This window comes from Enterococcus sp. M190262 (genome assembly GCF_005843965.1).
Lineage (GTDB): Bacteria > Bacillota > Bacilli > Lactobacillales > Enterococcaceae > Enterococcus_D > Enterococcus_D gallinarum.
This window is the reverse complement of record NZ_CP040461.1, coordinates 95,051-110,715: the sequence shown is the minus strand read 5'-3', so window position 1 is coordinate 110,715 and position 15,665 is coordinate 95,051. Positions and strand designations below refer to the sequence as shown.

The 15,665-nt window shown below is 41.1% G+C and carries 14 protein-coding genes; 7 read left to right on the top strand and 7 right to left on the bottom strand.

What is annotated here, in order from left to right:
* Window positions 1–191 precede the first annotated feature (191 nt).
* From FE005_RS00510 to FE005_RS00490, 5 genes are all read left to right on the top strand, one after another.
* Window positions 192–1,553 carry an oxidoreductase gene (locus tag FE005_RS00510; protein ID WP_138371114.1) on the top strand — a complete coding sequence of 454 codons (1,362 nt, stop codon included), beginning with the start codon at window positions 192–194 and terminating at the stop codon, window positions 1,551–1,553.
* A gap of 154 nt (window positions 1,554–1,707) precedes the next feature.
* On the top strand, window positions 1,708–2,169 hold the full coding sequence (locus FE005_RS00505; protein WP_003125737.1) for a single-stranded DNA-binding protein: 462 nt from the start codon (window positions 1,708–1,710) through the stop codon (window positions 2,167–2,169).
* Between the two features lie 192 nt (window positions 2,170–2,361).
* Window positions 2,362–2,628, top strand: a complete 267-nt coding sequence (locus tag FE005_RS00500) for a hypothetical protein (RefSeq protein ID WP_138371113.1) — start codon at window positions 2,362–2,364, stop codon at window positions 2,626–2,628.
* A gap of 213 nt (window positions 2,629–2,841) precedes the next feature.
* The gene (locus FE005_RS00495) at window positions 2,842–4,596 is read left to right on the top strand and encodes an ABC transporter ATP-binding protein (protein WP_081131566.1); all 1,755 of its coding nucleotides are present in this window, start codon (window positions 2,842–2,844) and stop codon (window positions 4,594–4,596) included.
* Window positions 4,580–6,328 (top strand): ABC transporter ATP-binding protein, encoded by a 1,749-nt coding sequence (locus tag FE005_RS00490; protein WP_103301014.1) that lies wholly within the window; start codon window positions 4,580–4,582, stop codon window positions 6,326–6,328. Before FE005_RS00495 ends, FE005_RS00490 begins: the two co-directional genes overlap by 17 nt.
* A 104-nt stretch (window positions 6,329–6,432) precedes the next feature.
* On the opposite strand, the gene FE005_RS16800 is transcribed toward FE005_RS00490, so the two are convergent.
* Window positions 6,433–6,609, bottom strand: a complete 177-nt coding sequence (locus FE005_RS16800; protein ID WP_167757172.1) for a hypothetical protein — start codon at window positions 6,607–6,609, stop codon at window positions 6,433–6,435.
* Between the two features lie 232 nt (window positions 6,610–6,841).
* Between FE005_RS16800 and FE005_RS00485 the strand changes: the two genes are divergently transcribed.
* On the top strand, window positions 6,842–7,444 hold the full coding sequence (locus FE005_RS00485) for a short chain dehydrogenase (protein WP_081131564.1): 603 nt from the start codon (window positions 6,842–6,844) through the stop codon (window positions 7,442–7,444).
* Between the two features lie 60 nt (window positions 7,445–7,504).
* Here FE005_RS00485 and FE005_RS00480 read toward each other — a convergent pair whose 3' ends face one another.
* The 3 genes from FE005_RS00480 to FE005_RS00470 form a co-directional block, all read right to left on the bottom strand.
* Window positions 7,505–8,086 (bottom strand): SOS response-associated peptidase, encoded by a 582-nt coding sequence (locus FE005_RS00480; protein ID WP_081131563.1) that lies wholly within the window; start codon window positions 8,084–8,086, stop codon window positions 7,505–7,507.
* A 102-nt stretch (window positions 8,087–8,188) separates the two neighbouring features.
* Window positions 8,189–9,547, bottom strand: coding sequence for a Y-family DNA polymerase (locus FE005_RS00475; RefSeq protein ID WP_081131562.1), 1,359 nt, complete (start codon window positions 9,545–9,547; stop codon window positions 8,189–8,191).
* A 380-nt stretch (window positions 9,548–9,927) separates the two neighbouring features.
* Window positions 9,928–11,739: an ATP-binding protein gene (locus tag FE005_RS00470; protein WP_081131561.1), complete on the bottom strand. Its 1,812-nt coding sequence runs from the start codon at window positions 11,737–11,739 to the stop codon at window positions 9,928–9,930.
* 50 nt (window positions 11,740–11,789) lie between these two features.
* Between FE005_RS00470 and FE005_RS00465 the strand changes: the two genes are divergently transcribed.
* A complete protein-coding gene (locus FE005_RS00465) occupies window positions 11,790–12,500 on the top strand; it encodes a response regulator transcription factor (RefSeq protein WP_135172173.1) in 711 nt (236 codons plus the stop codon).
* Here FE005_RS00465 and citG read toward each other — a convergent pair.
* The 3 genes from citG to FE005_RS00450 form a co-directional block, all read right to left on the bottom strand.
* Window positions 12,497–13,357, bottom strand: coding sequence for a triphosphoribosyl-dephospho-CoA synthase CitG (gene citG / locus FE005_RS00460; protein ID WP_138371112.1), 861 nt, complete (start codon window positions 13,355–13,357; stop codon window positions 12,497–12,499). The two genes, FE005_RS00465 and citG, sit on opposite strands and share 4 nt — an antisense overlap.
* Window positions 13,350–14,045, bottom strand: coding sequence for a GntR family transcriptional regulator (locus FE005_RS00455; protein ID WP_003125752.1), 696 nt, complete (start codon window positions 14,043–14,045; stop codon window positions 13,350–13,352). The genes citG and FE005_RS00455 overlap by 8 nt, the downstream gene beginning before the upstream one ends.
* Before the next feature lie 144 nt (window positions 14,046–14,189).
* On the bottom strand, window positions 14,190–15,536 hold the full coding sequence (locus FE005_RS00450) for a CitMHS family transporter (protein WP_005470665.1): 1,347 nt from the start codon (window positions 15,534–15,536) through the stop codon (window positions 14,190–14,192).
* Between the last annotated feature and the right edge of the window lie 129 nt (window positions 15,537–15,665).

The following is a 15,665-nucleotide window of genomic DNA, read 5'->3' as shown; positions in this document are numbered from 1 at the left end:
ACATACTTCAGTTTTTCCATCTTTGGAAAGCCTGAAGTATGTCACTTTTTTGCGAATGCTTTTATTTTTTCTAAAAACTATTTAATGAGGAACCCTTTTCTTAATTTCTTAAGAAGTGAAAAAGCATCTTGTGAGAAAAGAAACTTTTCATTATACTTCAAGTAATTGAAAACAAAAGGTGGGTTTTTCCCGTGAAAGAGCATAAAAAAATAGCAGCAATTCGGGTAGCGTTAGCTGTCGGTTTGACACTGATTGTGATTGGGCTAGTCATCTGGTTCATCATTGGCTTTTCTGTAGGACGAGCGGTCAGTTCGAGTGGTTCAAAATCATCAACTGTAGAGACTTCTCAAGCAAACCAATCCGCTATCAAAGAACAGCCCGTTACTTATTTTAATCAATTTCTGCCCTTTGAAAGCGAATTTAACTATGATCCGAATACACAAGGATTTAATTTATTTTATGATTTGATGCGCTATTTTTCTTCTGTGAAGGTGCAAGAAGATGTACGGATCGATTCTTACAGTGTGAGTGGTGCAACCTATCAAGATGGGCTGCTGACGGTAAAATTTACTGTGTGGCCCAAGTCGATCAATCGTGAGACAATGACATCTTATTGGGGTAAAGTTTCCGATGACGGTTCTGTGCGGGATATTTGTTGGCAAGTTAAGGTTGCTACGACTGCTCAAGGGGACAAAGCGATCACGAATGTAGATGCGGGAGATCTAAGTGCGATCACCGATAAGAACAATCAAATGACCACCTCAAAGGAAACGAATCAGACGATTGCGTATAAAACAGAAATTGGTAAGAGTCAATTGAAATTAACTTATGATAGCTGGAAACATCAAATCATTCTGCCCTATCCGTTAGATGATTTTTTTGGCGGCGAGTATAGTGGCGACAAACAAGCGCTGATCGCTGGCAGCTATATTTTGTCTCCTGAACGGACTGGATTTATTCGAACGGAATATGCTAGTGAGGGCAGTCCAACTCAAAATGTCTATTATACTTATACGGAAAATCAAGGAAATACGTGGAAGAATGTTGCTCTGGCAGAGCAGACAGCAGCTGTACGTTTTCGCAAATTGACATTTGGCCAAGACGGTTTTGGTTACATTTTCTTATCTGGTGGCCGCGTAATGGGGGAGGAAGGCTATCTCTCATATGTGACCCAAGATGGTGGCAAGACTTGGCAGGAAAAGCAAGTGGCTAAGGGAATCAGCCGACTCTTGACGGACGCATGCTACCTCAACGAGAATGTTGGCTTTATGAGTTTCGGCGGAGTAACGCCAACAGAACCAAGCCTCTATGTGACGACAGACGGAGGAAACACATGGCTGGAAGCTGCTTTTGAAATGCCTGATGAATGGAAGAAGGTTTTCGTGGTTGCTGAAGCACCTTATCTAGAAGATGGAAAGTTGAAAGTTATGGTCAATCAAGGTCCCATGGGGGATTACAAAGGTGGTACAGTCAAAGGCGTATTTACCTCAGAAGACAATGGCATGACGTGGACGTATGTCTCTGAAATAGATTCAACGACTGATGAAGGCTAAGCTCGATTAAATTTTGTTTAAAAGTCAGCGACAAAAACTGTAGAAGATCACTTTAGATGTTCTCAAAAGAATTGCAAGAATTTTTTTTTGTGATAGACTATGGCTAATCTTGCATTAGTGCGAGTCTAAATAAAATGTAGAGTGAGGGAGTAACGTGGCAACGAACAAGGTGATCCTTACTGGGAAAATTAATGAGATGCCCAGTCGAGAACAACTGGCTTCTGCAGCAGCAAATAATACGTGTGTACGGTTTAATTTAGCAGTCGCTGCACAGTGGCAAACAAGCGAACAGTTGCAAACAGAATGGTTTGCTTGTGTTATCAACGGCAAGCAAGCAGAAACTTTTTTGCGGTATACCCAGAAAGGTGCAAGTGTTAAAATCAATGGACATTTGCATATGTGTCCTTTTGAAACCAAGGAAGGACAATCTGTCTATGGTGCCGAAGTTGTAGTAGATAGTTTCCAATTGCTGGAATTGCCGCCAGAATCTCTACAAGAAACCGTCGAATCGATCGCTCAGCCTGCGGTCTCACCTAATCGTCGTCAGGAAGCTTCTGATACGGATACATTGAAAAATCAAGTATTAGAATTTTTGAAGGATGAACATTTTATTTAAGACCTAAAAGGATGTTCCCCATTTCTTCATCTTCTGAACTGGTATCGTACATCCTATTTCAAAAAAAGCGCGGCAAAAAAGAGACGAAAATGACCTTCATAAGCCTGCTCAAACGAGTAATAGTTTTTCGATTATTAAAATAGTAAAGAACAAAGTGTTGAAAAACGAAACTTTTTTAAGAAAAGACTTCCCATGCAGGAAGTCTTTTTTTGGGAGCAGATTTCTTTGTGGGCGGATTATGAAAAACTTTTTTTTGTGCCAAATAATGGCGTCCTTTGTCTTGACAGACTAAGGATTATCAAGACAAAAGAGAAAAAAGAACAAGAAGAATTATTACAGAATGGGAAAAGAATAAAGGGTCTTTTTTTATCATTAAGTGATGAAAAGGACTATAAGAAAGTCAATCATTTTAAAAAAAAATTAATAAAAATTCTTGCAAATTCTCATAGTTATCTGTAAAGTGTTACTTGTAGTCAGCAAATAAAAAAAGAAGGAGGGATTACGATGCAAAACGTTACAGCAAAATTCGCAAACAACAAAATAGTAGTTAATCCCTTATTCGGTAATCCGTTAGTACACAGATAGTGTCGATATTTTTTGACGTTATGCTCTGTCCTTTTTCCGAAAGGGCAGAGCTTTTTTGTGTACTTTTTTAGATTGAGAGGGAAGAAAATGAAATATATTTTACAACAATTAACGACGTATTTTAAAGCGCATAAATTGCGTTATGCAATCGTATTTATTTTTATGGTTATTGCCAGTGCGATGTATGTAGCACCGATCTATATTTTGCGCTTATTCATTGATGCACTGATTCAAGATGACTTTACGATGGCAATTTTGATTCGCTATGTCAGCTTGTTTGCCGGTGCGATACTTTTAGGCTATATTGCAGAATTTATTTGGACATTTAATTTATTTATCGGATCATACGATTTGCAAAAGCAATTGCGTCAGCAATTGATGAAGCATTTCTTAAACATGGGGGCTCCCTTTTATCATCGGTTTCGAACGGGAGACTTAATGACTCGTTCTAGTGACGATGTTCAAGTCATGGGAATGACCGTAGGCTATGGGTTGATGGTTTTCTTGAATACGAGTCTCTATTTGAGTTTCATCGTTGCCATGATGGCGATTACAGTCTCTTGGGTATTGACAATCATTGCACTGATTCCTATGCCCCTCTTGGCGTACTACATTTTCAAATGGGGTTCGCAAGTAGATAAAGCTTTTACAGAAGCACAAAACTCTGTTTCAGAGATGAATAGTGAAGTGTTGGAGATCATCGATGGTATCCGAGTGGTACGGGCATTCGGCTTAGAAGCAGCAACGACGCAGCAATTTCAGCAAAAAACAACAGAAACTCGTGAAAAAAACGACATCGTTTCCGAGATTGATTCCCGTTTTGGGCCGCTGATTACAATCATTTTGGCGATTAGTTTTGTGATGAGTTTCGGGATCGGGGCTTTCCTAGTAGCCAATCAACAAATCACTATTGGTGCGATGGTATCTTTCCAAGTCTATCTAACGATGGTGGTTTGGCCGATGATTTCAGCAGGAGATCTGGTAAATGTGATGCAGCAAGGGGCTGCTTCTTGGCGTCGGATCAATGAAGTATTGCAGACTGGCGATCAGCTAGAATCTACAGGACAACAACTTGTACCGATGATCCAAACAATTGAATTCTCTGAGTACAGTTTCAAATATCCGAATACGGAACGATTTGTCTTACAAGACGTTGATCTGACTATTACCAAAGGAGAAGTGTTGGGGATCGTCGGCAAAACAGGTAGTGGTAAGACTTCCTTGCTACGTCAGTTCGGACATCGGTACCCGTATTCAAATCAAATGCCAATGATCAATGGGCAGCCTTTGACTGCTTTTCAGACAGAAGAGATTCGTCGTCACTTTGCGGAAGTTCCGCAAGAACATACGTTGTTTTCACGAACGATTCGCGAAAACCTATTGTTCGGGGATCCAGACGCATCCGAAGAACGCTTATGGCAAGCGTTATCACTCGCATGTTTCGCTGAAGACATCAAACGGATGCCAGAAGGCCTTGAAACATTAGTCGGTGAAAAGGGAGTTTCTTTATCAGGGGGTCAAAAGCAACGTTTGTCGCTAGCACGGGCCTTTCTGCGAAGGAGTGATGTACTGTTGCTGGATGATGCTTTGTCAGCTGTCGATGCAAAAACAGAGCAAACGATCATCGCAAACCTTAAAGCAATGACAGATGCACCGACTTCGATCATCGTGACCCACCGCTTATCCGCCATCACGGACGCCGATCAAGTGATTGTTTTGGAAGATGGGCATGTTATCCAAAGAGGGACCCATCAGGAGCTGATCGCAGTTCCTGGATGGTACCAAGAGCAATATTATCATCAACAGTTAAAGGAGGACGATCAAGATGTTCTCAACGATTAAGCGCCTGCTGTCTTATGTAGGCTATTACAAAAAACAATTTTCGATCGGTGCAGTATTGCTACTGCTAGGTGCTGCACTGGAATTGACATCACCGCTGATTGCCAAACGATTGATTGACGGCGTCATGACTCCATCGGTTGAGACAGGGAATTTGAATATCCTTTTCTTGATCCAATTATTAGCGGGTTACTTGCTGATCAATTTGATTGGCTCGCTCTTTCGTTATATCAGCTTGCTGCAGCTGCGTAAAATGTCAAATCGCATTGTGAAGAAAATGCGGGACCAGCTTTTTGACCATATGCATCAATTGCCCGTTTCTTATTTTGATCAGATTCCTGCTGGGAAAGTAGTCGCGCGAATCACGAATGACACGGAAGTTTTGCGCTCCAACTTCTATGTGATCGTCATCAGTAATTTGATGAGCAATATCATTCAAATCATTGGGGCTTTCTTGGCACTCTTTTTCCTGAATCATACTCTAGGATTGGCTATGCTTATTCTGATTCCGATTCTGGGTATTTGGCAACATGTCTATACGAAGTATGCTTCCCGTTATAATATTGCCATGCGGGAATATATTTCTCAAATCAGTGGTCAGTTAAATGAATTTGTTCAAGGAATGGCAGTTATTCAGGCCTTTCAGAGAGAAGGCCAACTGCAGAAAGAATTCAATGAAACCGTCGAGAAATGGTTTCAGACAGGTCGAAAGTATCTGTTATTGGATTCGAGTATTGCCTGGGGATTGGGCAATCTTTTGCGGAATTCAACGATCCTGATTCTGATCACGACATTATCGGCATTCTTCTTGGATGGTCGGCTCGCTATCTCCGCAGGTTTGCTTTATGCCTTTATTGATTATATCAATCGACTCTATGACCCAATCGAAGGTCTGGTCCAAACGATCACCAATGTTCAGCAATCGCTAGCTGCTGGCAAACGAGTCTTCGAGTTTGCTGATCAGCCAATTGAAAAACAGCAAGAAGCAGTTATTGCGATCAAAGAAGGAAATGTTTCTTTCAATCAAGTAACCTTTGGATATGATCCAGAGCAAGCTGTTTTACATGAGATTGATTTTCAAGTATCTGCAGGTGAAACAGTCGCATTAGTAGGGCATACAGGATCTGGAAAATCCAGTATCTTGAACTTACTCTTCCGTTTTTATGACCCTCAAGCAGGGACTATCACGATCGATGATCAAGTGATCGAAGCATTTGACCGTCACAGCGTTCGTCGTTCGATGGCGATCGTGATGCAAGATCCCTATCTGTTTACAGGAACGATTGCCAGCAATATCGGTATGAATGATCCGTCAATCACAGAAGAGATGATCCTATCCGCATTAGAACAAGTTGGTGCCGGTTACCTGCTGACGCGTTACCCGAAAGGTATCCATCATCCCGTCGTAGAAAAGGGCAATGAGTTTTCCAGTGGCGAACGTCAATTGATCAGCTTTGCCCGTGCTTTGGTATTTGATCCAAAAATCTTGATTCTAGATGAAGCAACGAGTCACGTTGATACCGAAACGGAGTCAATCATTCAAAAAGCAATGACAGTCTTGCAAAAAGGACGGACCACTTTTATGATCGCTCACCGCTTATCAACGATTAAGCAAGCTGAGCAAATCCTAGTCTTAGATCAAGGTAGAATCGTTGAACGGGGCAATCATGCCAGTCTGGTACAAGCTGGGGGAATCTATCAGCAAATGTACCAAATGCAGTCAGAGCAACTTTGATTCATCAAGGATAAGACTCACTTTTTTAATAAGATAGAAGAAGCGTCAAGCCTAGGAATTTCCTTGTTTGCTTGACGCTTTTTTAGAGCAGTCTTTACTAACCGCTAATCGGTCAATGGCTGGATGTCACTGAGTTTGGCTACGCCGTAGTTGCCCCCTTCTAAAAGTTCGACAGTCGCTGTATTGCTCAGTAAGCGAATGATCTTGATCTTTTGTAAGGTAGGTTGTCCGATTACTTTCGCTAAATAGAATTTACTTGTACAAAGTTCTTCTTTTTTCATAAGCTTCACCTTCTTTTTTAGAGTTATACCATAGAAGTCCTTTTACAAGGAAGGCGTTTCACAAAACATTCAAACTTTTTTCGTAATTTGACAATAGCTGTCTTTATCCTATCCTCTTAAATCAAGACTTACCTGCACAGAAAGAGGGGAAAGAGGAAAAGGACAGCTAACGTTTGTAAAAAGAAAAAATCTGCCGTAGAATGAGAAAAAATAAGCGAAATGAGATGATTGGATGAAAGTTCTTTTAGTGGGACATACCGGAACGTTAGGGAAAATTTTGCTGGCTGGTTTACAAGACAAATCTGTTGAGGTTATCACGGCGAGTCGAAGTGCAGGGGACTACCGGGTGGAGATTGCTGATCCAGAAAGTATTCGGACGCTGTTTGCAGAGATCGGTACTGTAGATGCTATTATTTCCGCAGCGGGTAGTACCGTCTTCAAACCTTTTGCGGAGTTGACACCGGAAGAAAATCAGCGCTCCATTGACAGCAAGCTGCAAGGCCAAGTCAATCTAGTGTTGATCGGACAGCATTATTTAACGGAGGGCGGTAGTATCACGTTGACCTCAGGCATCATTCAAGACGAGTTTATTCCGATGGGTACTTCTTCGGCATTGGTGAATGGCGCAATCGGTGCTTTTGTTGCTTCAGCGGCGTTAGAAATTGGTCGTAGCATTCGTATCAATGCGGTCAGTCCGAATGCGCTGGCAGGCTCTTGGGAGACCTATGCTCCCTCATTCCAAGGCTTTCTGCCTGTCGCGGATGAAAAAGTTTTTGCTGCCTATGAAAAATCAGTTTTTGGTATCATGACAGGACGGACCTTTACTGTTTATTAAAGCCGTCACTCGCTAAAAAAAGCCGTCAGAAGAAGCAAATTCTTCTGGCGGCGTTTTGGTTTACGAAACAGGTTGTGGGTGAATATCAGGCATCGTTTGGAGTAGATAGTTTCTTGCGAAAGTCACATCCGTGATCCAAGGCAAAACATCTGCCTTCGACAACAAAACAGGCATCCGATCATGGATTGGTGCAATCGTTGCATTGGGCTTGGTCGTCAAAATAATGGATTCATCTTCCGAACCGCTGGCAGTAGAATGGTTCCGATAGAAACCAGCAAGGTAGAGGGGCTCCGAGGAGTCAAAGAGAAACTTGTGCTTATCGCTATCCCACTCATAAAAGCCAGACATTGGAAAGGCACAGCGTTTTTCCAGAAATGGCTTCTTGAAAGTACGTTTTTCTTCTACGGTTTCTGCTCGGGCATTGATTAAAAGTTGGCCTTTTTTGAAACCAGTAAAGCCCCAATGGGTTAGGGTTGGTACGATTTGCTGCGAGTCATCGGCAATCAGCGTGACGACCTGGTTGGAAGGGAAAACTTCATCAACAGCGATTTTTTTGTTTTGTTCTTTGGCTATCGTGACTAGTTCTTGATAATAATCAGACAGCTCACCTGTCCTTGGATCAAATAAATATCTCCCACACATGGTGTTTCCTCCTTTTTAGCAATGCTGTGAATTCCGGCTGGTCCACAGATTCAATTTATCAGCAAAAGAGATAGGCGTATAGCAAAATGCTTAGCAGCCATCCTATTTTGGACGAACTGCTTTGCCTTGAGGTTCGTTTGAGATACCATCCATTCCACCGGCATGACCACCAACGAGATTCGCCCGTGCAATCGCTCGTCCGCCTTCTAATTTACTGGCAGCATGAACGATTGAAGTAAATCCATATTTGGCGCGAATTTTATCGATCAGTAAATCAAGCTTTCGCTGTTTTAGTTGTTCTTCCGGATCTTGGAACAAATCGAGCTGAACGCTTTGGGTAAAAACCAGTCTCGAATAAGTGATCCCCACATGACGAACCACTTGTCCTGTGTAGTATTTGCGAAATAAGAACAGTGCGTGAGCAATCAATAGTTTGGTGTTATCTGTCGCAGGGATTTTCATTTGGTGGGCAAAGCCCTTCTGTGTCTCTCCAAAAGCTGTTCCAATATAGAGATGGATACATTGTGTTTGGCAGCCTTCACGGCGGATTCGGGCGGCGACTTGTTCTGCCATTTCTTTGATAACTAATTCGATCTCGCTCTGCAAGTAATAATTTCGATTTAAGACTTGATTATTGCCATAACTTTTTTCCATTGTCTTTGGGGCTGGTTCTGCTAAAATCGTTCGATCGATCCCGTTGGCATGGTGGTATAATTGTTCCCCCATGATGCCCATACGGCTGCGCAAAAAATCTGGATCAGCATGAGCCAATGCTTTGATCGATTCGATCCCCAACTGAGTCAATCGTTTTTGGGTTCGAGAACCAATCCCCCAAAAATCAGTCATCTGCGAAATTCCCCATACTTTGCTTTCCACATCTTGATATGTCCATTCGGCAATGAAGGTGGGATTTTTCTTTGCTTCGGTATCGAGGGCCAATTTTGCAAGAAGAGGATTATCACCGATCCCGACAGTTACCCGCAGTCCGGTCGCTTTGAAGACATGGGCTTTGATTTTTTCTGCCATTTTGTGCCGCTTCTCGCTTCTAGAAAGAGAAGGATCAGGAAAAAATAAATGCAACGTTTGCGTCACATCCATCAGCGACTCATCAATTGAATAGAGTAAGAGATCTTCATCCGCCACATAGTTCCGATAAACGTTGTTGACTGTCAAATTTTCTTTGATATATAGATTCATGCGAGGTGAAACTTTATATAGATCCGGGTGGTTGGGCAAGTTGTCAGCACGAGTGACATTGGTGATCCCCAGAACAGTTTTCGCCATTGGCGAAGCTGCCAAGACTAATCCGTTTCCTGTGTTATCTGAATGAGACATGACTACTAGCAAGGCGGTCAAAGGATCTAGCCCTCTCTGGACACATTCGACAGATGCATAGAAAGATTTTACATCAATGAACAAAATATCCCGTAACGGTTCTTCTTCATAATTAAATCTTCCCATCAAAAACGCCTCCCTAATTGTATAATACAAACATATGTTCTCTTTTGTAAAGCGAACACACCTTAAAACTTTTGATTTTTGTAAAATCATCGCGACAATTAAAAACAGCTGCAACAAAAAAAGCCCTTGAGAAGGGCTTTAATGACATAAAAGCAGAACAGAAGCTGGCACTAATAATCACGCGATGAGCTATCCTGTAATTTTTTCATTGCAGAAAAACAAGAGGGGATTTCCGTGACAAACTAAAATGAGTTTCGGCTGATGACGACAAACAATAGCTGGTTTTTTATTGTACTTTTCGTCAAACCTTCATTCTTTTTCGTTATAATAAAGGTATAGTGAATGAACGAACAAAAGGCTTAGATAAGTAATGCAAGCGATTACTGAACGTTGCCGCTATCTACTGGAATCCCTAGTGTAAAGGTCGTTCCATAGACGGTGCTTTTTACTTGTAAGATCCAATCGTTTTTCTTAGCAATCGATGAGACGATGAATAAGCCGAGACCAGTTCCATTGGACTCTGTCTTCGTTGTGAAAAAAGGCGTGAACATTTTACTTTCTATTTCTTTCGGGATCCCTGGACCATTATCTGTCACGGTAAGTTGCGCAAAATGTTTGTCGCAATAAGCAAGTGAATGGTTTTGGAATGCTGTCAACTGCTTATCTGCTGCTGCACTAAGTCTGACTTGGATGTGGGGGTTTTCTGGCTGAGCCTGATAAGCATTGGTGATCAAATTGTATAAAATAACTTGTAAGTCACTGGCTTCAATGAGTGCAGTGCCCACAAAAGAAGCTTGATAGGACAATGTGACTTTCTTTGGTACGAGTACGCGCATGGTGTCAATGGCTTCTGATACCACTTCTTCGATCGAGAGGGATTCTTTCGTTTTGATTCCAGTCTTAGTAAAGCGCAATACATTCGTAGACAGGTTTTGGCCTTTTTGCGCTGCTTGGTAGACTTCATTTAGATCAGCAACGAGCGCTTCGTTTGACTGGTATTCTTCAATCAACAGTTGCAGATTTCCGATCATCGGAGTAAGAAAATTATTCATATCATGAACAATGGTAGTGGTTAGCAGACCTACTGTTTCCAATTGCGATTTTTGCATCATTGATTTTTCAAGGGCATGCTTTTCCTTCAAAAAATTTTGCCGTTCAACTAAACGCAGATTTTCGATATAGGTCCGGTTTTGGCGATTGTAATGACTAAAACTGACTGCTAAAAGAATGATGATTGCTAAGAGAATGGTCAGTAAGCCAAGTATGATCAGATTTTTTTGCAGTGCGAGTCCATTTCGTTCATAAAAGTCCGATGAACTGGCAACGATCCAGCGTGCATCCCCAACCGTAATCCATTCATAGGCTGAGATTTTTAAAACTTTTTTGGGGTCTTCTTCTGTCCACCAGTAAGAATTGTAGCTTAATGTTCCTTTTTCATTGGTCTTTTGGACATCTTCTAAATGAGCCAAATCGCTGTAGTCGAGGTCAGGATATTTCAGCTTTCGCCCATTGATGATGTCTAATCCGATTTGTTCGGTGGAAGGGTGCATGAGCACTTTCATTTCTTCATTTTTGACCATCGTATAGCCATTTTGGTTTTCTGTTGTGTCAATCTCTTGCTGATATAGCTCTTCAAGATTGATTGGCAGAACCAAGATAGATTGAAGCACATGATGCTTGTCATAGACCGGTCGATATAAATTGACATAAGACGTATCATCAGCAAAGTAAGCTTCGCCGTTTTGAAGAACCGACCCCTTTAAAGCTTTGAGATAAAGGGGATCTTGATCAAAAGCCGTGACTTTGACAGGTTCTTTAACAAATTGGTCAGCATGGATGTCTTTGCCAGAAAGGAGAGTGCCCGTTGGTGAAACAAGATATAATCCGGCGGCAGCCGAGGTCTTGAATAGGAGACTGTTGTCCAACTGAGTGTCTTCGATCAGTTCATGGTAATTTTTTTCATTAAAAATATTCGAAGCATAATCTTCCAGTGCTAAAGTGTAAGATTTGATTTCCAATCGCAATATTTTGATTACAGAGTCATTGATTTTGGCTAGTTGATTCTCCCCCATTTTTAACGCATGTTTTTGTGTCTGCTGATAGCTGTTTGCTGTGATGACCATTCCTAATACAGTCAAAAAGAGGACGGTCATCATTCCTAGAACAAGCAATCTGCTTGAAGGCTTTTTCATAAAAAACGCTCCCTTTAATAATTTGATCCAAAGAACTAGGAGGAAAAAAAGTGAGAAACGAAAAAATTCTTGTCGTTGATGATGATCCAGCAATACGACGATTGATATGGAAATCACTCCAATCGACCGGAATCTTGATTTATCAAAGTGATTCGGTTGAAAAGACAGTCGATATCATGACACGGGTAAAATTTGATTTATTTTTATTGGACATTAGTTTAGAACATGAAAACGATGGGTACTATCTTGCTCAGATTATACGTGAAGAAGATCCACTTGTCCCGATCATTTTTCTCAGTGGCAAGAAAAATGAAGAAGACATCATTACTGGATTGGAAATGGGTGGAGATTATTATATTACCAAGCCATTTTTGCCTAACTTATTAAGAGCACAAGTAACAGTGACCCTTGATAGAGGGCAAGTTCTCAAAGAGCATCGTGCCCTTTCAAAAGAGAGCAAAATCATGATTGGGGATTTCTGCTTTGACAAGTCCCGCTACCAACTCTACAAAAAGGAAGAGCCAATCAAGCTCTCATCCAAGGAAACAAAATTGATGCAATTTTTTATAGAAAACCCGGATCAAGTTTTTTCGAAAGAACAAATCTATCAAAGCGTATGGAACGGCAGTGAGCTAGACGCAAATACGGTCATGGTTTTTATCAATCATTTAAGAAATAAGATTGAAGATGATCCAAAGCAAGCTCGCTATATCAAGACAGTATGGGGATTAGGCTATACCTTTTTGCCCGATGGTGTTTAAAGGATCTCTTCTAGTTGAGCAAAATAAATACCTAATGCCAATAGATCTGCAGAACCTCCAGGACTTAAGTGGCGTTGAGTCAAAATCCTATCATAGCTTTGTAATTCATCAAGCAATTCTTCTTTTGAGAAGGGGGCTTGGTGAATTTTTTTGCTTTCTTCTTTCACTGTTTGCCAAGCGGATAAACCACCGCGATGCAATAAATTCCCATCTTCGATCTCACTCATCAAGAAAATCAGTCCCCGCAATAAACGCTCCTCCATTGGGAAATCAACAGTTGTCCGTAGAAACGGGAGTAGTTTGTGCGACAAACTAGGGTAGCCTGCTGCGGCTTCTCCTCGAATCCCGGTTATTCCGTATTCCAGATAAAGCTTTTCGCCATAAGTGAGCTGGGTCTTTATCTCTAAGTCTTTGAAATCTTCTGCGAGTAGGTGGTTTGTCATTTGCTGCGTGTAAGTCAAAATCCTCTCACTATCTTCTTTTATTAAAGGCAATGCCTTTTCTTGCAAGTACCAGCCAGTCGCCCCTAAAATGACTGCAAAAGAAAAATTGGCTCCTTTATGCGTATTGATGGCATGTGTTGCACGCAGCATGGCTTTTTCTGCAGCTACTCCGATTTTTCTAAGCTTATCAAACAACTCCCTAGGGGTTCCTTTGTGTGTCAGCCCTGCATGTAGGTACTGTTGAAAATACGGACGTAAGCTGATCGTGCTATCGATAAATGTGAATAAGTTCATGTCTTGGTGCGCACCGGTTGTCAAGGGATCCACAAGTCCAGGTTTAGGACTGAGACTGACTTCATAGAACAATGCTTTGATGGCATAGTCGGTAATCTGGTTCGAAAGGGACTCAGTCAATTTGTCTACGCTCCATTTCCGCCAAAATAAACTGCAAGGATCGATCAAGGTGTTCATGCGTGATCAGCGTGATTTGTTCGACATTTTTTGTTTTCATCCCGCGAAAAATCAGCCAGTGTTCTTCCAATGCTTTATCTCTTCGTTTCGTCGAACGGATAGCGATGTCGCGAAAATAAACGAGATAGGCTTGTAGTTCTAGGACAATTGATTTTAAGCGAGGCATTTGACTTTTTTCATAGATAAATGCGTTGAAATCAGAGAAATTTTTTAAAACCAGCTCTATTTCATCGGCCTCATTATATTGTTCCCCTTGTTCTAATAATGTTTGCAGTTCTTGGAAATCTGCTTCAGTCATTTGATTCATGGCTTTGATCGTTGCTAGGGTATCTAATGATTTACGGATATCATAAATTTCGTAGGCATCTTTGATACGAATACCTTTGACGACGATTCCCGCTTTAGGAATATGTTCGACAAGTTTTTCATTCACTAATTGCTTCATAGCCAGGCGAATAGGAGTTCGACTAATGTTCAATTCTTCAGCAAAGACTTTCTCGTTGATTCGAGTACCTGCTGGAATATCACCAAGGATGATGGTTTTTCGAAACGCTTCATAAATCAGAACGTTTAATGTTTTGTTTTGTGTTAAATCAAGATTTTTTTTAACGGCTTCAACTATATTACTCATTTATTTTCCTCATTTCTCATGATACCTCTGAAAATAAAACATGCTAGTAAATTTTTTTCAAGATTTTCTTTGATTTCCTCATGTATTACTAATAAAAATAGGGACGAGACCGCAATGACGACCCGTCCCAATCAATCCTGAATATTATTGTGGAATGTAAAGCGGCATATGACCTAATAACACAATGGTAACGATAAAGATGACAAAGATTCCCAATGCATATTTTGCTGATTCTTTTTGCCATTGACCCATATCCAATCCAGTCAAACGTAACAGCAAGTAGATAAAGGCAACCAATGGGCTTAATAAGTGGAACGCCTGTCCCATCAATGAAGCAAGAGCCATCTGCATATTGGTAAAGCCATAAGCACGCCCTGCTTCTGCTAATACAGGTAGCACACCAAAATAGAAACCATCATTTGAGATGAAGAAGGTACCTGGCGCAGAAATAAGGGCGATAACTAGCCCCCAGAAGCCGGCTAATTCTTTCGGAATAATGTGAGTAAAGCTGTTAGCCAATGCTTCTGCCATACCTGAACCTTGGAACAATCCCATAAATACGCCCGCTGCAAAGACTAAGATAACGACTTGAACAGCATCTCCGCCATTGGCTCCAATTCGTGAAGATTGGTCTTTTAAAACAGGGTAGTTGACCATTAAAGCAATACACGTTCCAACTAAGAACAACAAAAGTGGTGGCAGTGCAATCGAATCAATGAATGAGCTAGCTACGAGCCATGCAATCAATCCAATCGTCAAGATACCATTGAAAAGAAAGTTTTTTGGCCGGCGAATCTGTAGTGTTTCAGGGTCTGTTACCGTTGTCATTTCTTCGATTTCATCTGCAGTCAATTCAGTGATTCCTAAGCGTGCCCGTTCCTGTTTCCCCATTCTGCGAGCAACAAAGAAGATGACATAAAGAACTGAGATGATCATTCCTGGTGCCAGATAAGTAAGGATATCGGCATCAACTTCTAAAACGGCCATAGCTCGAGCAGTAGGTCCTCCCCAAGGGAGCAAGTTCATGATGGTATTTTGCAAGATCACCAGTACCCCAAGGTTCATCATTTTCATGTTTAATTTTTTATAAATCGGAATAAAGGCTGAACAGCAGATCAGGGTAGTGGTCGTTCCATCCCCATTTAAAGAAACGGTGGCCGCAACGACAGCAGTTGCCATCAAAACTTTCATCGGATCGCCTTTTGCGAAATAGATCATTTTTTTGGTAATTGGATCAAATAATCCAGCGTCCAGCATGATCGAGAAGTATAGTATCGCAAACAGCAACATAATCCCCGTATTAGAAGTTGTTTTGATTCCTTCTAGAACAAAATCCCCGATGTTTCCTTCTTTGGATACTCCTGACACCATTGCAACTAAGGTGAAAATCAAAGGAATGACCACCAAAGAAGTGAATGGAGACATTTTCTTTTTCATGATTACAAACATAAAGACAATAATCATGGCATAAGATAAAACCGTCAATAACATATTTTTCTTCCTTTCTACAACTGATTTAATAATTTCTGTTTTTGTAAACGGTGCCAATTCATTCCAATAAAAAACAAAGCTTCATGCCTTTGGGGGAGAAAGACACGTATTGGAAACAATTAGCTTTTC